This is a genomic window from Herbiconiux sp. A18JL235 (assembly GCF_040939305.1).
Taxonomy (GTDB): Bacteria; Actinomycetota; Actinomycetes; order Actinomycetales; family Microbacteriaceae; genus Herbiconiux.
Genome location: NZ_CP162511.1, coordinates 2,117,136 through 2,135,253 on the forward strand (window position 1 = coordinate 2,117,136; position 18,118 = coordinate 2,135,253).

Below are 18,118 nucleotides of genomic sequence, written 5' to 3' on the forward strand. Positions count from 1 at the left end.
CCACCTCGCCCGAGTGCGGTCAGTCATAACGCGCCTCCGCCCACCACAGGTGGTGCTCGAGCGCGAGCAGCCACGCGGTGCCCTCCGCATCGACCACCTGCAGACGGTCGACCCGGCGCGCGGAAGCTGCGTCCCACCACCGTTCGGCCATCGGCCACGGGCCGGCCCAGGCCACGACAGGGCGCAGGTCGCGATGGGAGGCCGAGGCGGCGAACCGCGCGGGCTCGCCGAGCAGCTCCCCGCTGTCGTCGATGTCGATGACGACCCCGTCTTCGGTGACCAGGAGGATCTGCCTCCGCACCTCGAAGACCGTCGTCGGCAACGGCGGTGGCAGACTGCCCGGCCAGGTCGGCTTCTCGCCCTGCTCGACCCCCGTCTGCCCGCGGGCCGCCCGGCTTCTGGCCCGAGCGGCGACGGAGCGCCCCGCACCCGCAGCATCTTTCGGCCGCCGCGGTGCGAGGCTGTCGCCCCAGGGCACCAGCTTCTGCCGCTCACGAGGTGAGCGGCCGTCGCCGATGGTCGCGGTGAGAACCCCCTCGTGCCCCACGATGCTCTGCACCCGGGAGAGCCCGTGATGGATGCGCTCCTCCGAACCGGAACCCCACAGGCCGGTCTCGTGGGCCGAGCTGTCGTCGACGGTCTCGGCGACCAGCCTCACCCGGTTCACCGGTGCCGAGAGCACACTCTCGATCGTGCTGCCGCCCTGCAGCTGCCACCTCACCCGGTCGACCACGTCGCTTGCGCTGAACCACCGCGGGTGCAGCCAGCTGCGCTCCCGGACCTCTCCGCGTTCGGTCTCGAGGTGCACCACCAGCTCGGTGCACACCAGTCGCGCCGCGGCCAGCTCGTCGACGAAGCGGTCGGCCTCCGCCCTGATGCTGAAGGTGATCTGGTCGATGCGTTCGAGGGGAGGTTCGAACAGACTCACACTCTCCCTGACCTCGGGAGGAACGCGGGGAACCACGAGTCGCGGATCGGCACCTCCCGCCTTGGCGTGGGCTCGCGCCCCCGGCTCACCGAAACGTGCACGCACGTCGGCGGCGGGGAGCGCGGCGAAGTCGCCCAAGGTGCGGATGCCGAGCCGCCAGAGCAACAGCTGCAGCTCCTCCTCGTGCAGAGCGTGCAGAGGCAGCTCGGCGAGGAAGCGGGGGGAGGCGCCCTCGGGCACGATGCGGATGAGGTCGACCCCGGGCAGGCGGGCCGCCTGTTCGGCGGCGAACAGACCGTCGGCGACCCCCACCCGGGCGTCGGTGACGCCGAGCTCGGCGAACCGCTCGAGGAACGCGAGCGCCGCAGGATGCTCGCCGTCGTAGAACCGCCGCGGCCCTCGCGCCCTCAGGGCACAGCTGCCCGCCCGCATCACCTGCACCTGCGGACTCATGTCTTCGAGTGCGGCGATGAACGGCTCGAAGGCCCGGTTGATCTGCACCGGGTCGAGCGGGAGGTCACGCAAGCCCGTGCACCTGGACTGGGCCTCCCGCAGCCGCAGCCCCCGGCGCACTCCCTCGTTCCTCGCGGCTTCGGAACAGGCGTAGACGAGCCCCTTGTCGATCACCGCGATGCGCTCGTCGGGCTGCAGGCCGTGGGCGGCCGCCGTGGCCACCACGGGCCAGTCGGGACACCACACCACCATCGTTCTGAGCGCGTTCATCCCGCGAGCTCCTCCACGGCGCGGGGCCACCGCCGCGCGCGATCGTCTCCCGCGCGGCGGGTGTCTCGTGGTTCGGTCGAGATCTCGCCCGGCATGCCGTGCACCGACCGGAACAGCTCCTCGCCGTCGGGAAGCCACAGCCGGCCTCGCCGCGGCCGGCCGGTGCGCGCGGTGACGGTGACCATCGCCTGGCGTGCTGCGAGATAGCCGTGCCCCGCGCCGATACCCGACCAACTGCTCTCGCTGAGCCGCAGCACGGCCTCGCTCTGCGGCCAACTGCCCAGCACGATGAGCACCGCCTCGCGCTGCCTGATACGGGCCTGCAGCCGGGACACCGTCGCGTCGGAGACGCGCCCAGGCACCCGGGTGACCACCACCCCCACCACATCGGCCATCGCCGCCGTTGCCGCCAACCATTCCTCTCCGGGGTCGGGCACGAGTGCAAGTCGCTCGAGATCGATCCCGAAGCGCGAGGCGGCCTCGATGCCGAAGTCGGGCATGCCCACCACTCCGCACCACAGACCGTCGGCGGAGGGCCCGGCCATGAGCGCCATGACCAGTGCCGTCGACTGCTCGACCGAGTAGGCGGCCCCGACGCGGAGCGACCCTCCCGGGAGCAGCCCGGCGAGAGCCGGGTGCGTGCGCACGGCCCTGGTGTCGAGTCTGGTGCTCTGCATCTCCCGGATGCGCGACTGCAGCCGCGCGATCTCCTCGCCCGCCACGGCGGGGGAGGAGAGTGCGAGTGCTGCATCGGCCATGCCCTCATATTCGAACATATGTTCGAGGAAGTCAATTGCGGTCGAAGCCCTGTGGAATGCTCTCCACAGGGTGCCATCGGCCACTGACACGATGTCGGTGCGGTGTCGTAGGGTCGGACTCATGAGCAGCCCCGCCGAACGCCCCCAGACCGAGATCGACCGCATCGCCGAGCGCTGGGTCGACACCCTCGTCGAACTCCGGCCGGTGATCGGCACCTACATCGGGCGCACCGAGGTGAACCATCTCTACGGCGACCTCTCACCCGAGGGTCACGCGCGCGAGATCGCCGCCGTCTCCTCCACCCTCGCCGAGCTGGCGAGGGCCGAGGCCGTCGATGCCGTCGACGAGGTCACCAAAGCCGATCTCTCCGCCGAGCTGCGGCTCACCCTCGCGAGCTCCGACGCGCGGCTGCACCTGCGCGACCTCAATGTCATCGACTCGCCCAGCCAGCACATCCGCGAGGTCTTCGACCTCATGCCGACAGGCGCCGTCGACGACTGGGCGGTCGTGGCCAGGCGGCTCAGCGCGGTGGAGGAGGCGGTCGACGGCTACATCGTCACCCTGCGCGAGGGCATGCGCGAGGGCGTGACCCCGGCCCGTCGACAGGTCACCGAGGTGCTCGCCCAGGTGCGCAAGAACTCGGGTCCCGGGAACTTCTTCAGCACCCTCGTCGCGGGGGCAGCCCCCACCGAGGGCGAGCTGCCCGCGTCGCTGAAGGCCGATCTCGAGCGCGCGGCCGACACGGCAGCGGAGTCGTACTCCAAGCTCGCCCAGTTCCTCGAGAACGAGCTCGCTCCCGCCGCCACCCTCGACGACGCCGTCGGCCGCGAGCAGTACGCCCTGCAATCCCGGCGCTTCCTCGGGGCCACCATCGACCTCGACGAGACCTACGAGTGGGGCATCGAGGAGCTCGGCCGCATGGTGCGCGAGCAGGAGGCCATCGCGGAGGAGATCCTCCCGGGCGCCTCCGTGGCCGAGGCCATCGCCCACCTCGATGGCGACCAGAGCCGCAAGCTGCACGGCACAGCGGCCCTCCAGGCCTGGATGCAGGAGACCAGCGACCGCGCCGTGGCCGAGCTCGGTGCCACCCACTTCGACATCCCCGCCGAGATCCGCACCCTGGAATGCATGATCGCCCCCACCACAGAGGGCGGCATCTACTACACCGGCCCCACCGACGACTTCTCGCGCCCCGGCCGCATGTGGTGGTCGGTTCCCGAGGGCGTCACGGAGTTCGACACCTGGCGCGAGCTCACCACCGTCTATCACGAGGGTATGCCCGGCCATCACCTGCAGATCGGCCAGGCCGTCTACAACCGCGCGACGCTCAACACCTGGCGGCGCCAGCTCGCCGGCACCAGCGGGCATGCCGAGGGCTGGGCACTCTACGCCGAACGCCTCATGGAGGAGCTCGGGTACCTCGACGACCCTGCCGACCGGCTCGGCATGCTCGACGGGCAACGCATGCGCGCCGCACGCGTGGTGCTCGACATCGGCGTGCACCTCGGCAAGCCGCGACTCGACGGCTCCGGGGTGTGGGATGCGGAGTACGCCCTCGACTTCATGCGCCAGAACGTGAACATGGACGACGCCTTCATCCGCTTCGAGGTCAACCGCTACCTCGGCTGGCCCGGGCAGGCCCCGAGCTACAAGGTCGGCCAGCGCATCTGGGAAGAGCTGCGCGACACCCTCCGCACCCGGCAGAAGGAGGCCTTCTCGTCGAAGGAGTTCCACCGCCGCGCCCTCGACCTCGGCGGCGTCGGCCTCGACACCCTCCGCACCACCCTCCTGGGCTGACGCCGTGGCATTCGCACCACGTTCCCCGTACGAGCTCACCGCCGGGTCGATGCTCGACGACCTGCACCCGGTGGTGAGGAAGTACGTCGCCCCCGTGCCCGCCGGGCACCGCGGCTACGGCCACGGGGTGTTCGAGGTCGTCGGCAGTCCCCGTCGCTGGCTGCGGCCCCTGCTCACAGTGCTCGCCGCCCAGAACATCGCCTTCCCCGTCTGGGAGAAGAACGTTCCCTTCACCGTGGTGAACGCACCTCTTGTCGACCGCGACGGCCGCACCGCCGTGCTCGCCGTGCGGCGTTTCCACCTCGCCTCGGGCCCGGCCACCATGATCGACGCGATCACCACCGAGAGGGCAGACGCTGACGGCCTCGTCGACCATCTCGGCACCCACCGCCTCCTGCGGGCGCGACTCTCGGCGCGGGTGGTTCGCGGAGAGCTGCACCTGCAGTCGACGGCGTTCGAGCTGAGGCTCGGCAGCCGGGTCATCGAGATTCCCGCTCTCGTCGCACCGCAGGTGACGGTGGTCGACCGCTACGACGACACCGCCGACGGCGGCGAGGGCGCGCAGCGGGTGACCGTGAGGGTCGACGCCCCTCTCCTCGGCCGCCTCTATGAATACACCGGCACCTTCCACTACGAACTGCGCCCCGAGGCATCCGATGCCGGAGCTCCCGAAGCGACGGGAACCCACGACGCGACCGGCACGGAGTCAGGCGGCCCCGCCACCTCGGTCACCGACGGCTCACACTCATGACCGCACCCCGACCCCGCCGCGTCGTGCTCGCCGGCGCCTCCGGTTTCATCGGCGCCCGCATCGCCGAGGCCTACCGCGACCAGGGGGCGGAGGTCGTCCTCATCGGCCGTACCGGCCCCGACGCGCTCTGGGGAGACCAGAAGGCCATCGCCGCCCTCGTCGACGGCGCAGATCTGCTCGTCAACATGGCGGGCAAGAGCGTCGACTGTCGGTACGACGCCGCGAACCGGGCCGAGATCTTCCGTTCTCGCCTCGACACCACCCGCGCCCTGCACGAGGCGGTGGCACAGGCGCAGAATCCGCCGCGCCTGTGGGTGAATGCCTCCACCGCCACCATCTACCGCCACGCCGACGATCGCCCGATGACGGAGTCGCTCGGCGAGATCGGCCAGGGCTTCTCCGTGAACGTGGCGACCAGCTGGGAGGAGGAGTTCTTCCGCGGCACCCTCCCGGGCACCCGCCGGGTCGCCTTGCGCATGGCGATCGTGCTCGGCGACGGCAGTGCGCTCGCACCCATCCGCCGTCTCGCCCGCTTCGGCCTCGGCGGCCCTCAGCTCGACGGTCGCTGGCCGGCCACCCGCGCGCGTCTCGCCGCCGGCACCTACCATCGCTACCGCCCCCGCACGCGCGGCGGTCGGCAGCGGTTCAGCTGGATCCACCTCGACGACGTGGTCGGCATCATCCGCTTCCTCGAAGACCACCCCGAGCTCGAGGGCCCCGTGAACGCCGCGTCCCCGAACCCCACCGACAACCGCACCTTCATGGCCTCGGTGCGCCGCGCCGTCGGCGCCCGCTTCGGGCTGCCCACCTGGCGATGGATGCTCGAATTCGGCTCGGCCGTCATCCGTACCGAGACCGAGCTGGTGCTGAAGAGCCGCTGGGTCGTGCCCGAGCGCCTCCAGTCCGCCGGCTACACCTTCCTCCACCCTCACCATGACGAAGCCCTCACCGCGATCATCGGCGGTCACAGCGCCCCACGTGACACCGCTCCGGCCCTCGGTAAAATCGGCCCATGAGCACCGTCGACCCCAGGATCGCGCGCGCCCAACGGGAGGAGAGGTCGCGCCGCAGCGGCGCCGCGGCTACGGTCGCGGTGATCGTCGGCCTGGTCCACCTCGGCCTGTGGGCGCTGGTCGGCTTCGGCTTCGGCTTCCTCTACGACACGATGCGGCTCATGTCGATCAACCAGGTCGGCGAGGGCTGGAGCAGCCCTTACGACGACGTGCCGTGGCTGTTCATCGTCGGCATCTTCGGAGGGTCGGTGGTCGGGTTCCTGTTCACGGCGCGCCTGGCCCGCCTCGCCCTCGGCGCCGCCGCCCTCATCGGCCCGTTTGTCACCGCTTTCTTCGGGGTGGCGCTCGGCCTCGCACTGTTCCATCCACTCTGGACGCCGCCGCAGAGCTTCGGCGAGAAGCTCGGTTTCCTCGACGGAGAGCCGGCCGAGCCCTGGGGCTTCGACGCCTGGCTGAACTATTCGCTGCCCGACTGGCTCCCGATCGTCTTCGCCGCCCTCGGGGCCGTGCTGCTCGTCCTCGCCCTGCTCACCGCATCCGCTCGACGCCGCAAGGAGAAGCGGATGGTCGCGCTCGTCGAGGCGGGCCGACGCGTGCGGGGCTCGGTGAGCGAGGTGAGGCCCACAGGCCTCGAGATCAACGGCAGCCCCCACCTCGAGTTCACGGTGGCGTTCCGCGACCACCTCGGCACCGAGCGCTGGGTGACCAAGAAGGGCACTTTTCCGCAAGGGTCGGAGCCGCGAGCGGGCGATCCGGCACTCGTGTGGTTCGACCCCGAGCGGGTCGACGACCAGAAGAACATCGTCGTGGGAGTCGGCCCGGAAGCCGCTGCCGAGCCGGGAATAGCGTGACGGAAAGCGACGTTGCACCACACCGAGCACAAAAGCTAGACTTGAGCGTCACTTCTGTGACTTCCATCCGCCCGCCTGTCGCGGAAAATCAGAAACATCATCGCGCCAGGCCCGAACCATGTCCATAACGGAGCACCCACTACATGACAATCGCAACGACCGACAAGGCAACCAAGCAGGTCGCCATCAATGACATCGGATCTGCTGAAGACTTCCTCGCCGCGGTCGAAAAGACTCTGAAATTCTTCAACGACGGAGACCTCATCGAAGGCACCGTGGTGAAGATCGACCGCGACGAGGTCCTCCTCGACGTCGGTTACAAGACGGAGGGCGTCATCCCTTCGCGTGAGCTTTCCATCAAGCACGACGTCGACCCGAGCGAAGTTGTCCAGGTCGGCGACAGTGTCGAGGCCCTCGTTCTCCAGAAGGAGGACAAGGAAGGCCGTCTCATCCTGTCGAAGAAGCGCGCCCAGTACGAGCGCGCCTGGGGCGACGTCGAGAAGATCAAGGACGCCGACGGCGTGGTGACCGGTTCGGTCATCGAGGTCGTCAAGGGTGGCCTCATCGTCGACATCGGCCTCCGCGGCTTCCTCCCGGCCTCGCTCATCGAGCTCCGCCGCGTGCGCGACCTCACCCCGTACCTGGGCCAGGAGATCGAGGCGAAGATCCTCGAGCTCGACAAGAACCGCAACAACGTGGTTCTGTCGCGCCGGGCCCTGCTCGAGCAGACCCAGTCGGAGAGCCGCACCACCTTCCTCAACAACCTCCAGAAGGGCCAGGTCCGCAAGGGCGTCGTCTCGTCGATCGTCAACTTCGGCGCGTTCGTCGACCTGGGCGGCGTCGACGGTCTCGTCCACGTCTCCGAGCTCTCCTGGAAGCACATCGAGCACGCCTCCGAGGTCGTCGAGGTGGGCCAGGAGGTCACCGTCGAGATCCTCGAGGTCGACCTCGACCGCGAGCGCGTGTCGCTCTCGCTGAAGGCCACCCAGGAAGACCCGTGGCAGGTGTTCGCCCGTACCCACGCCATCGGCCAGGTCGCACCCGGAAAGGTCACCAAGCTGGTGCCGTTCGGTGCGTTCGTGCGCGTCGCCGAGGGCATCGAGGGTCTGGTGCACATCTCCGAGCTCTCCGGCAAGCACGTCGAGCTGGCCGAGCAGGTCGTCTCGGTGGGCGACGAGGTGTTCGTCAAGGTCATCGACATCGACCTCGAGCGTCGCCGCATCTCGCTGAGCCTCAAGCAGGCCAACGAGGGTGTCGACCCCGAGGGCACCGAGTTCGACCCCGCCCTCTACGGCATGCTCACCGAGTACGACGAGCAGGGCAACTACAAGTTCCCGGAGGGCTTCGACCCCGAGACGAACGAGTGGAAAGAGGGCTTCGACGCTCAGCGCGAGAGGTGGGAGCAGGAGTACGCCGAGGCCCAGGCTCGCTGGGAGGCTCACAAGAAGCAGGTCGCGGCGTCCAACGCCGAGGCCCTGGCGAGCGACATCCCTTCGGGTTCCTCCTCGTTCTCGAGCGAGTCGACCGGCGCCGGCACCCTCGCCGACGACGAGACCCTCGCCGCTCTGCGCGAGAAGCTCAGCTCGAACAACTGAGTCTCGTAGCGTCAGCTACTTCAGCAGCACCACGGATGGCCGTCCCCTCGGGGGCGGCCATCCGCCGTTTCAGGGGGCAGCGCGGCGACGGCACGACGACAGCGTGCCGACAGCACCCCAGTAGCATGAGACCGTGAACGTGATCGGGCTCACCGGGGGTATCGCCGCCGGCAAATCGACTGTGGCCAAGAGATTCGCCGACCACGGAGCCATCGTCATCGATGCCGACCGGCTCGCGCGCGAGGCGGTGGAGCCCGGCACCGCGGGCCTCGCGGCCATCGCCGACCGGTTCGGCGCATCCGTCATCGCCGCCGACGGCACCCTCGACCGCGCGGCACTCGGGGCCATCGTGTTCTCCGACGAGAGCGCGCGGCTCGATCTCAACGGCATCACGCATCCGGCCGTCGCGCAGCTGCTCAACGACCGACTCTCCGAGATCGCCGAGCGCGACCCGGATGCGGTCGTCGTCTACGACGTCCCCCTCCTCGCCGAGACGGGCGGCCGGCGCGGCGGCCAGTTCGGCCTCATCGTCGTCGTCGAGGCTCCGGCCGAGCAACGCATCGACCGCCTCGTCGACCTCAGGGGCATGTCCCGCGAGGAAGCGGCGCGACGGGTGGGTTCGCAGGCCTCCGACGCCGAGCGGCGGGCCCTCGCCGACATCGTCATCGACTCCGGTGGATCGCTCGACGAGACGCTCCGGCAGGTCGACGATGCCTGGCCCACCCTGCTCGCGCACGCGAGAAAGGGCTGACGCGATGCCCACCATCGACCTCAACGCCGATCTCGGCGAGTCGTACGGCGCCTGGACCCTCGGCGACGACGCGGCGATGCTCGACGTCGTCTCGAGCGCGAACGTCGCCTGCGGCTTCCATGCCGGCGACCCGACGGGCCTCCTCGCCACGCTCCGCCTCGCCGCCGCCAGGCGGGTGGTCGTGGGAGCGCAGGTGTCGTACCCCGACCTGCGCGGCTTCGGGCGGCGCGACATCGACCTCCCCGCCGATGACCTCTTCGCCGACGTCGTGTACCAGATCGGCGCCCTCCAGGGCCTTGCCGCCTCGGCGGGAACACGCGTCTCCTACGTCAAACCGCACGGCGCCCTCTACAACCGCATCGTTCACGACGAGGTGCAGGCGGGGGCCGTGGTCGACGCGCTGGTCAGCCTCGACCCGACGCTCGCGCTCGTCGGCCTCCCCGACTCCGAGGTCTCGCGCCAGGCCGAGGCGGAGGGCCTCCGCTTCGTGCCGGAGGCGTTCGCCGACCGCGCCTACCGCTCCGACGGCACACTCGTCCCGCGTCGTGAGCCCGGCGCCGTGCTGTACGACCCCGCCGAGATCGCCGAGCGGATGCGCAGGCTCGCCCTCGAAGGCGTCGTCACCTCCGTCGACGGACATGACATCGCCCTGAGCGCCGAGACCATCTGCGTGCACGGAGACACACCCGGAGCCGTCGCCATAGCCCGCACCGTTCGCGCCGGCCTCGAGCAGTCGGGGCTCACGATCGGCTCCTTCGTGGCGTGATGAGCGCAGTCCCGGGCCCTGAGGTGCGGCGAATGGGGGAGTCGGCACTCCTCGCGGAGTTCGCCGACTCCGCCCAGACGCTGCAGGCGTATCGGATGCTGCGGGCGGCAGCCAGAGGGGACCCTGCGCACCACGGTGTGCTCGAGCTCGTTCCCGCGGCTCGCACCGTGCTCGTGGTGATCGACTCCCGGCGGGTGGGCCTTGTGGCCACGGAGGCGTGGCTGAGGTCGGCGATCTCCGACCCGGCATCCGGCTCCGCCACCGCGTCCGCAGGTGGCGTCGACGCCCGCCGACCGCGCCACGATGCCCTAGAGCTCACTGTGCGCTACGACGGGCCCGACCTCGGAGCCGTCGCCGACCTGCTCGGCGTCACCGTCGACGATGTCATCGACCTCCACACCGGCGGCGAATGGACGTCGGCCTTCATCGGTTTCGCCCCGGGATTCGCGTATCTCACCGCATCCGATTCCCGTCTCACCGTACCGCGGCGCAGCTCCCCGCGCGCCGCGGTACCCGCCGGATCGGTAGCCCTCGCCGCCGGCTATTGTGGCGTCTACCCCGCCCGGTCGCCGGGCGGCTGGCAGATCATCGGGCACACCGATGCTCCCCTCTGGAACCCCGAGGCGGCCGAGCCCGCACTTCTCGCCCCGGGCACCGTGGTGAGGTTCGTCCGTGCGAGGTGAGTCGGTGCTCGAGGTGCTGGCGACCGGCCCGTTCGCGCTCGTGCAGGATCGTGGCCGGGCCGGTCACGCCCATCTCGGTGTCACGGGATCGGGCGCGGCGGATCGAGCGGCAGCCGCTGCCGCGAACCGACTCGTCGGCAACCTCCCCGACGCGGCGGTGATCGAGATGGTGTCCGGCGGTCTCAGCCTGCGGGTCACCGGAACGGTGCTGCTCGCGACCGCCGGAGCGCCAGGAACGGTGCGGGTCGATCGCGGATCGGTGCCCCAGACCGCTCCGCGGCTGACCGGTCGCCGCGTGCGGATACCGGTGCAGTACCCGGTCGGCTGGTCGGTCACGGCGTTCGCGGGCGATGTGGTCACAGTGCTCCCGCCCGAGCGGGGTCTCCGCAGCTATCTCGCGGTGCGCGGCGGGGTCGCCGTCGAGCGCGTGCTCGGAAGCCGGTCGACGGATGTGCTCAGCGGCCTGGGCCCTGCACCGCTCGCACCGGGTGACAGGCTGCCGCTCGGCGACGAGAACGGCGCCTGGCCGGCCGCCGACTTCATTCCCCCCGCCCTCCCACGAGACGGTGCATCGGCAGCGTCGCTGCACATCGTCCGCGGTCCGCGTGACGATTGGTTCGGCGACGACGGATGGCGGCGCCTGCTCGAGCAACCGTGGGTCGTCGGGGTGGAGTCGAATCGCGTCGGGGTGCGGCTCGAGGGTGCGCATCCGCTCGAGCGCGAGGTGCTGTGGCGCGAGGTCGAGCTGCCCAGCGAGGGGATGGTCGCCGGTGCGGTGCAGGTGCCCCCGGGAGGCGAGCTCGTCGTGTTCGGTCGCGATCATCCGGTGACGGGCGGGTACCCGGTGATTGGGGTGATCGACGAGCCGTCGCTCGACCTGATCGCCCAGCTCAGACCGGGCGACCAGGTGCGGTTCGGCGATCAGCCGAAGAGCATCGCCGCCTCTTTGTACCGGCGCTGAGGCACAGTCTTCAGGCGGCCGAGCGCCTCCTCGAAGCCGACGGTGACGATGTCGGTGCCGCGCAGCGCGACCATCTGGCCCCACTCCTTCGCCTCGACGATGTCGCTCGCCGCCATGCCGAGTCGCGTCGCGAGCACCCGGTCGTAGGCGGTGGGCACGCCACCCCGCTGGATGTGACCGAGCGTGGTGGCGCGCGTCTCGATGCCCGTCATGTCTTCGATGATGGGGGCGAGACGCTCGCCGATGCCGCCCAGGCGCGGGCGGCCGAAGGCATCGAGACCGCGCTCGGAGTGCGCGTCGTCTTCGTGATCGGGCTTGAAGCCCTCCGCCACCACGACGAGCGGAGCGCGGCCGCGGTCTGCGGCGCTCTTCACCCAGGCGGCGACCTGCTCCATGCTGGTCTTCTGCTCGGGGATGAGGATGGCGTGGGCGCCGGCCGCCATGCCGGAGTGCAGGGCGATCCAGCCGACGTGGCGGCCCATCACCTCGGCGACCATGCAGCGGCTGTGCGAGTCGCCCGTGGTGCGCAGGCGGTCCATCGCCTCGGTGGCGATCTCGACGGCGGTGTCGAACCCGAAGGTGTAGTCGGTGGCGTCGAGATCGTTGTCGACGGTCTTGGGGACGCCCACGATCTTGAGCCCCGCATCCGTCAGCCGCTTGGCCGCGGCGAGGGTGCCCTCCCCGCCGATGGCGATGATGGCGTCGATGCCGAGGCCGTCGAGGGTCTCCTGGATACGCTCGGGGCCGCCGTTGCCTTCGAACGGGTTGGTGCGGGAGGTGCCGAGGATGGTGCCTCCCTGCTTGGCGATGCCGCGCACGTCGCTGCGCTCGAGCGGCGAGATGTCGCCGTTCACGACGCCGCGCCAGCCGTCTTTGAAGCCGACGAACTCCTGGCCGTTGATCTCAGTGCCCTTGAGCACGGCTCCGCGGATGACCGCGTTCAGCCCGGGGCAGTCGCCGCCGGAGGTGAGGATGCCGATTCGCATGGTGATGCCTGCCTCGATGTGGTGGATGAGGTTGGGTGCCCACGCGCTGCCGGGTGCGGGCGGGCGCTCACGCTGTGAGCGAGCACCGACGCTGGTGTCGGTGGTCCTCCCTAAACTTAACGCATGGAACCCACCCGCTCCGTGCACCCCTTCGAGGTCATCAGTGAATACGAGCCGAGCGGCGATCAGCCGGCCGCCATCGCGGAGCTCGCGGGTCGCATCAACGCGGGTGAGACCGACGTCGTGCTGCTCGGTGCCACCGGTACCGGTAAATCGGCCACCACGGCCTGGCTCATCGAGCAGGTGCAGCGGCCCACGCTCGTGCTCGCGCACAACAAGACCCTGGCGGCGCAGCTGGCGAACGAGTTCCGCGAGCTGATGCCCAACAACGCGGTCGAGTACTTCGTGTCGTACTACGACTACTACCAGCCAGAGGCCTACGTGCCGCAGACCGACACCTTCATCGAGAAAGACTCCTCGATCAACGCGGAGGTCGAGCGTCTGCGCCACTCCACCACGAACTCGCTGCTCTCGCGGCGTGACGTCGTCGTGGTGTCGACCGTGTCGTGCATCTACGGCTTGGGCACGCCCGAGCAGTACCTCAACGCGATGATGGCGCTGCAGGTGGGCCAGCGGGTCGACCGCGACTGGCTCATCCGGCGCTTCGTGTCGATGCAGTACCAGCGCAACGACGTCGACTTCTCGCGCGGCAACTTCCGGGTGCGCGGCGACACCATCGAGATCATCCCGATGTACGAAGAGCTCGCCATCCGCATCGAGATGTTCGGCGACGAGATCGAGGGGCTGTACGCCCTGCATCCGCTCACCGGCGACATCGTGAAGAAGCTCGACAGCGTGTCGGTGTTCCCCGGGTCGCACTACGTCGCCGACACCAACGTGATGCACCGGGCCATCGAGACCATCCAGACCGAGCTGCACGACCGGCTCGCCGAGCTCGAACGCGAGGGCAAGCTGCTCGAGGCGCAGCGCCTGCGCATGCGCACCACCTTCGACCTCGAGATGATGCAGCAGATCGGCTTCTGCTCGGGCATCGAGAACTACTCGCGGCACATCGACGGGCGCATGCCGGGGGAGGCCCCGCACTGCCTGCTCGATTACTTCCCCGACGACTTCCTCGTCGTCATCGACGAGTCGCACGTGACCGTGCCGCAGATCGGTGCGATGTATGAGGGCGACTCGTCGCGCAAGCGCACCCTCGTCGACCACGGCTTCCGACTGCCGAGCGCGCTCGACAACCGGCCGCTGAAGTGGAACGAGTTCAAGGAGCGGGTGGGGCAGACGGTGTACCTGTCGGCGACGCCCGGCCGGTACGAGATGGGTATCGCCGACGGAGTCGTGGAGCAGATCATCCGCCCCACCGGTCTCGTCGACCCGTCGCTCGTCATCAAGCCCTCGAAGGGGCAGATCGACGATCTGCTCGAGGAGATCAGGCTTCGGGCGGCGCGCGACGAGCGCGTGCTGGTCACCACGCTCACGAAGAAGATGGCGGAGGAGCTCACCGACTTCCTCACCGAGGCCGGGGTGCGGGTGCGCTACCTGCACTCCGACGTCGACACACTCCGGCGGGTCGAGCTGCTCACCGAGCTGCGTGCGGGCGTCTACGACGTGCTGGTGGGCATCAACCTCTTGCGTGAGGGCCTCGACCTTCCCGAGGTGTCGCTGGTGGCCATCCTCGACGCCGACAAGGAAGGCTTCCTGCGCTCGTCGACCTCGCTCATCCAGACCATCGGACGTGCAGCTCGAAACGTCTCGGGCGAGGTGCACCTCTACGCCGACAGGATCACCGACTCGATGCAGCTCGCCATCGACGAGACCGATCGCCGTCGCGAGAAGCAGATCGCCTACAACACCGCCAACGGCATCGACCCGCAGCCGCTGCGCAAGCGCATCGCCGACATCACCGAGGCCCTCGCCCGCGAGGGCGCCGACACCGCAGCCCTCCTTAACGAGCGTTCGGGCCGGGGCAAGAAGAGCCCCACACCGAACCTCCGCCGCGAGGGCATTGCCGCACAGGGCGCCAACGACCTCGAGTCGATCATCGCCGACCTCAACGGCCAGATGCTCGAGGCCGCTGCCGAGCTCAAGTTCGAACTCGCCGCCCGCCTCCGCGACGAGGTCTCCGAACTCAAACGCGAACTCCGCCAAATGGAGAAGGCCGGCCACATCGCCTGACCCGGCAGCGCGTGCCGTTGGGTTGCGTGGACCGCGCCGCCATGGGCTGCTTTCGCTGCCATCCGCACGCCTACGGCACGCGCCGCCGGGTACGGGGCCGGCGGGGCCGTCTACCCGGGCGGTCCTGACGTCTTCAACGACTTCGCCGAGCCGTAGACGGGATGCGTCGGCACCTGGAAGTTCACGAGACTCGATGGCCAGATGCCTACGGTCGCCGACGCGACTCGCATCGTGCGGACGCGCTGAAACGATATGAGAATCAGCACGCCGAGCCTGTATGGAGCTCGGCGCTGCGATTCTCATACCGTTTCGGCGCATCCCCGTGACCGAACGTGCCGATCGGGCCGCCCTCCGATGGTGCCGTGAGCGTAATCGGGGGGCGGTGTCGGTGGGTCGACTTAGACTTTTGGGGTGTCGATTACGAGCGTAGATTCCCTTGATTCCCTGGTGGCCGAGCCGCGTCACGGCAGCACCGGAAAGCTGAGCGTGCACGGTGCCCGCGTGCACAATCTGCGTGACGTCGACATCGAAATCCCGCGCGACTCGCTCGTGGTCTTCACGGGCCTGTCGGGTTCGGGCAAGTCGAGTCTCGCGTTCGACACGATCTTCGCCGAGGGCCAGCGACGCTACGTCGAGAGCCTCTCGGCCTACGCCCGCCAGTTCCTGGGGCAGGTCGACCGTCCCGACGTCGACTTCATCGAGGGGCTGAGCCCCGCGGTCTCGATCGACCAGAAGTCGACCAACCGCAACCCACGCTCCACCGTCGGCACCATCACCGAGATCTACGACTACATGCGCCTGCTCTGGGCACGCATCGGCGTCGCCCACTGCCCCATCTGCGGTGAGCGGATCGCGGCCCAGACGGTGCAGCAGATCGCCGACCAGCTGATGGAGCTCGAGAACGGCATCCGCTACCAGATCCTCAGCCCGGTCGTGTCGCAGAAGAAGGGCGAGTTCGTCGACCTCTTCAAAGAGCTCAGCGCCGGTGGCTACTCCCGCGCCGTGGTCGACGGCGAGCTCGTGCAGCTCTCCGACCCGCCGAAGCTCAAGAAGCAGTACAAGCACGACATCTCGGTCGTCGTCGACCGCCTCGTCGCCGGCCCCGACATCCTCGGCCGGCTCACCGACTCGCTCGAGACCGCCCTCCGCCTCACCGACGGCATCGTGCAGATCAACTACGTCGACGAGAACGGCCCCGAGGCCTGGCAGACCTTCTCCGAGAAGCTCAGCTGCCCCAACCAGCACCCGATCCAGCTCACCGAGATCGAGCCGCGCACCTTCTCGTTCAACGCTCCCTTCGGCGCCTGCCCCGAGTGCTCCGGCCTCGGCACCCGCATGTCGGTCGACCCCGATCTGCTGCTCGGCGACGAAGACCTGAGCATCAACGAAGGCGTCATCGTCCCCTGGACCACTCAGGGCAAGGGCCTGTTCCAGTACTACGAGAAACTCCTCGACGGTCTCGCCCGCGACCTGAAGTTCTCCCTCGACACGCCGTGGAAGAAGCTGCCCGCGAACGTGCAGGAGGCGATCCTCCGCGGCAACAACTTCGAGGTCAAGGTCAAGTGGAAGAACCGCTACGGCCGCGAGATGAGCTACACCTCGGGCTTCGAGGGCGTCATGCCCTACATCGAGCGGCAGTTCCTGCAGGCCGAGAGCGACTCGCAGCGCGTGCGCTGGGGAGAGTACCTGCGCGAGGTGCCGTGCCCCGTCTGCGACGGCAAGCGCCTGAAGCCCGAGGTGCTCGCGGTCACCGTCAACGACCTCAGCATCGCCGACGTCGCAGAGCTCAGCCTCGGCGACGCCCAGAGCTTCATGGGCACCCTGGTGCTGAGCGAGCGCGAGGCGATGATCGCGGCGCAGGTGCTCCGCGAGATCCGCGCGCGACTCGACTTCCTCATCGAGGTCGGCCTGAGCTACCTCGACCTGGCCCGCTCGGCGGGCTCGCTGTCGGGAGGGGAGGCACAGCGCATCCGCCTCGCCACCCAGATCGGCTCCGGCCTCACCGGCGTGCTCTATGTGCTCGACGAACCGTCGATCGGTCTCCACCAGCGCGACAACCGACGGCTCATCGAGACGCTCGTGAAGCTCAAGAACCTCGGCAACACCCTCATCGTCGTCGAGCACGACGAAGACACCATCCGCACCGCCGACTGGATCGTCGACATCGGCCCCGGGGCCGGCGTCAACGGCGGTACCGTCGTGCACTCCGGCGAGTACGACGAGCTCCTGTCGAACACCGACTCGCTCACCGGCGACTACCTCTCGGGCCGCAAGGCCATCGAGGTGCCCTCGAAGCGCCGGCCCCTCGACCGCAAGCGGATGATCTCGGTGCAGGGAGCGGAGGCCAACAACCTCAAGAGCGTCTCGGCCGACTTCCCGCTCGGCGTGCTCACCGCGGTCACCGGCGTGAGCGGCTCGGGCAAGTCGTCGCTCGTCAACGACATCCTCTACCGGGTGCTCGCCAACCAGCTCAACGGCGCCCGCAAGCTCCCCGGCAAGCACAAGCGCGTCACCGGCCTCGAGAATCTCGACAAGGTGGTGCACGTCGACCAGGCGCCCATCGGGCGTACCCCTCGCTCGAACCCGGCGACCTACACGGGGGTGTTCGACCGCATCCGCACACTCTTCTCCGAGACCGCCGAGGCCAAGGCCCGCGGCTACCTGCCCGGTCGATTCAGCTTCAACGTCAAGGGAGGCCGCTGCGAGGCCTGCTCGGGCGACGGCACCATCAAGATCGAGATGAACTTCCTGCCCGATGTCTACGTGGCGTGCGAAGTGTGCGGGGGAGCGCGTTACAACCGCGACACCCTCAGCGTGCACTACAAGGGCAAGAACATCGCCGAGGTGCTCGACATGCCGATCTCCGAGGCGGCCGAGTTCTTCGAGCCCATCTCGGCGATCCACCGCTTCTTGAAGACGCTGGTCGAGGTCGGGCTCGGCTACGTGCGCCTCGGGCAGAGCGCCACCACCCTCTCGGGCGGTGAGGCGCAGCGCGTCAAACTCGCCACCGAGCTGCAGCGCCGCTCCAACGGCCGCAGCATCTACGTGCTCGACGAGCCCACCACCGGGCTCCACTTCGAAGACGTGCGCAAGCTCCTCCTCGTGCTCAACAGCCTCGTCGACAAGGGCAACACGGTCATCGTCATCGAGCACAACCTCGACGTCATCAAGTCGGCCGACTGGCTGATCGACCTGGGCCCCGAGGGAGGAGCGGGCGGCGGCACCATCATCGGCACCGGCACCCCCGAGAAGCTCGCCACCATCGAGGCGAGCCACACCGGGCGTTTCCTCCGCGAGATCCTCCCCGCGCCCACGAAGCGATGAGGCGCATCTCTCGAACCCGGGCGCCAGGACGTGCCCG

14 protein-coding genes are annotated in these 18,118 nt (G+C 69.3%); 11 read left to right on the forward strand and 3 right to left on the reverse strand.

From position 1 onward, the window contains the following. Window positions 1-19 precede the first annotated feature (19 nt). Both ABFY20_RS09835 and ABFY20_RS09840 read right to left on the reverse strand, forming a co-directional pair. On the reverse strand, window positions 20-1,651 hold the full coding sequence (locus ABFY20_RS09835; RefSeq protein WP_368496075.1) for a DNA polymerase Y family protein: 1,632 nt from the start codon (window positions 1,649-1,651) through the stop codon (window positions 20-22). Further along, on the reverse strand, window positions 1,648-2,409 hold the full coding sequence (locus tag ABFY20_RS09840) for a hypothetical protein (RefSeq protein ID WP_368496076.1): 762 nt from the start codon (window positions 2,407-2,409) through the stop codon (window positions 1,648-1,650). The genes ABFY20_RS09835 and ABFY20_RS09840 overlap by 4 nt, the downstream gene beginning before the upstream one ends. 121 nt (window positions 2,410-2,530) lie before the next feature. On the opposite strand from ABFY20_RS09840, the gene ABFY20_RS09845 reads away from it, so the two are divergent. From ABFY20_RS09845 to ABFY20_RS09885, 9 genes are all read left to right on the forward strand, one after another. Beyond that, window positions 2,531-4,207: a DUF885 domain-containing protein gene (locus ABFY20_RS09845; protein WP_368496077.1), complete on the forward strand. Its 1,677-nt coding sequence runs from the start codon at window positions 2,531-2,533 to the stop codon at window positions 4,205-4,207. Between the two features lie 4 nt (window positions 4,208-4,211). Further along, window positions 4,212-4,958 carry a DUF4166 domain-containing protein gene (locus ABFY20_RS09850; RefSeq protein ID WP_368496078.1) on the forward strand — a complete coding sequence of 249 codons (747 nt, stop codon included), beginning with the start codon at window positions 4,212-4,214 and terminating at the stop codon, window positions 4,956-4,958. Beyond that, on the forward strand, window positions 4,955-5,974 hold the full coding sequence (locus ABFY20_RS09855; protein ID WP_368496079.1) for an epimerase: 1,020 nt from the start codon (window positions 4,955-4,957) through the stop codon (window positions 5,972-5,974). Before ABFY20_RS09850 ends, ABFY20_RS09855 begins: the two co-directional genes overlap by 4 nt. Next, window positions 5,971-6,822, forward strand: a complete 852-nt coding sequence (locus tag ABFY20_RS09860; protein ID WP_368496080.1) for a hypothetical protein — start codon at window positions 5,971-5,973, stop codon at window positions 6,820-6,822. The genes ABFY20_RS09855 and ABFY20_RS09860 overlap by 4 nt, the downstream gene beginning before the upstream one ends. 143 nt (window positions 6,823-6,965) lie before the next feature. Next, entirely contained in the window at window positions 6,966-8,417 is a 1,452-nt protein-coding gene (gene rpsA, locus ABFY20_RS09865) for a 30S ribosomal protein S1 (RefSeq protein WP_368496081.1), read from the forward strand. Window positions 8,418-8,550: 133 nt separating this feature from the next. Beyond that, window positions 8,551-9,168 (forward strand): dephospho-CoA kinase, encoded by a 618-nt coding sequence (gene coaE, locus ABFY20_RS09870; protein ID WP_368496082.1) that lies wholly within the window; start codon window positions 8,551-8,553, stop codon window positions 9,166-9,168. Between the two features lie 4 nt (window positions 9,169-9,172). Further along, window positions 9,173-9,934: a LamB/YcsF family protein gene (locus ABFY20_RS09875; RefSeq protein WP_368496083.1), complete on the forward strand. Its 762-nt coding sequence runs from the start codon at window positions 9,173-9,175 to the stop codon at window positions 9,932-9,934. After that, the gene (locus ABFY20_RS09880; protein WP_368496084.1) at window positions 9,934-10,617 is read left to right on the forward strand and encodes an allophanate hydrolase subunit 1; all 684 of its coding nucleotides are present in this window, start codon (window positions 9,934-9,936) and stop codon (window positions 10,615-10,617) included. The genes ABFY20_RS09875 and ABFY20_RS09880 overlap by 1 nt, the downstream gene beginning before the upstream one ends. Beyond that, on the forward strand, window positions 10,607-11,578 hold the full coding sequence (locus ABFY20_RS09885; RefSeq protein WP_368496085.1) for a biotin-dependent carboxyltransferase family protein: 972 nt from the start codon (window positions 10,607-10,609) through the stop codon (window positions 11,576-11,578). Before ABFY20_RS09880 ends, ABFY20_RS09885 begins: the two co-directional genes overlap by 11 nt. Here the strand turns inward: ABFY20_RS09885 and ABFY20_RS09890 are convergent. Continuing rightward, on the reverse strand, window positions 11,539-12,564 hold the full coding sequence (locus ABFY20_RS09890) for a 6-phosphofructokinase (RefSeq protein ID WP_368496086.1): 1,026 nt from the start codon (window positions 12,562-12,564) through the stop codon (window positions 11,539-11,541). The genes ABFY20_RS09885 and ABFY20_RS09890 overlap by 40 nt on opposite strands. Window positions 12,565-12,687: 123 nt before the next feature. Here ABFY20_RS09890 and uvrB point away from each other — a divergent pair, with 123 nt between their 5' ends. Both uvrB and uvrA read left to right on the forward strand, forming a co-directional pair. Continuing rightward, window positions 12,688-14,757 carry an excinuclease ABC subunit UvrB gene (gene uvrB, locus ABFY20_RS09895; RefSeq protein ID WP_368496087.1) on the forward strand — a complete coding sequence of 690 codons (2,070 nt, stop codon included), beginning with the start codon at window positions 12,688-12,690 and terminating at the stop codon, window positions 14,755-14,757. Window positions 14,758-15,204: 447 nt separating this feature from the next. Next, on the forward strand, window positions 15,205-18,081 hold the full coding sequence (gene uvrA / locus ABFY20_RS09900; protein ID WP_368499764.1) for an excinuclease ABC subunit UvrA: 2,877 nt from the start codon (window positions 15,205-15,207) through the stop codon (window positions 18,079-18,081). Window positions 18,082-18,118 lie beyond the last annotated feature (37 nt).

Coding starts and splice junctions, on each gene's coding strand:
- ABFY20_RS09855 (WP_368496079.1), top strand. CDS start 4,955: ATGACCGCACCCCGACCCCGCCGCGTCGTGCTCGCCGGCGCCTCCGGT.
- ABFY20_RS09880 (WP_368496084.1), top strand. CDS start 9,934: ATGAGCGCAGTCCCGGGCCCTGAGGTGCGGCGAATGGGGGAGTCGGCA.
- ABFY20_RS09845 (WP_368496077.1), top strand. CDS start 2,531: ATGAGCAGCCCCGCCGAACGCCCCCAGACCGAGATCGACCGCATCGCC.
- ABFY20_RS09840 (WP_368496076.1), bottom strand. CDS start 2,409: ATGGCCGATGCAGCACTCGCACTCTCCTCCCCCGCCGTGGCGGGCGAG.
- uvrB (WP_368496087.1), top strand. CDS start 12,688: ATGGAACCCACCCGCTCCGTGCACCCCTTCGAGGTCATCAGTGAATAC.
- rpsA (WP_368496081.1), top strand. CDS start 6,966: ATGACAATCGCAACGACCGACAAGGCAACCAAGCAGGTCGCCATCAAT.
- ABFY20_RS09875 (WP_368496083.1), top strand. CDS start 9,173: ATGCCCACCATCGACCTCAACGCCGATCTCGGCGAGTCGTACGGCGCC.
- ABFY20_RS09835 (WP_368496075.1), bottom strand. CDS start 1,651: ATGAACGCGCTCAGAACGATGGTGGTGTGGTGTCCCGACTGGCCCGTG.
- ABFY20_RS09860 (WP_368496080.1), top strand. CDS start 5,971: ATGAGCACCGTCGACCCCAGGATCGCGCGCGCCCAACGGGAGGAGAGG.
- ABFY20_RS09890 (WP_368496086.1), bottom strand. CDS start 12,564: ATGCGAATCGGCATCCTCACCTCCGGCGGCGACTGCCCCGGGCTGAAC.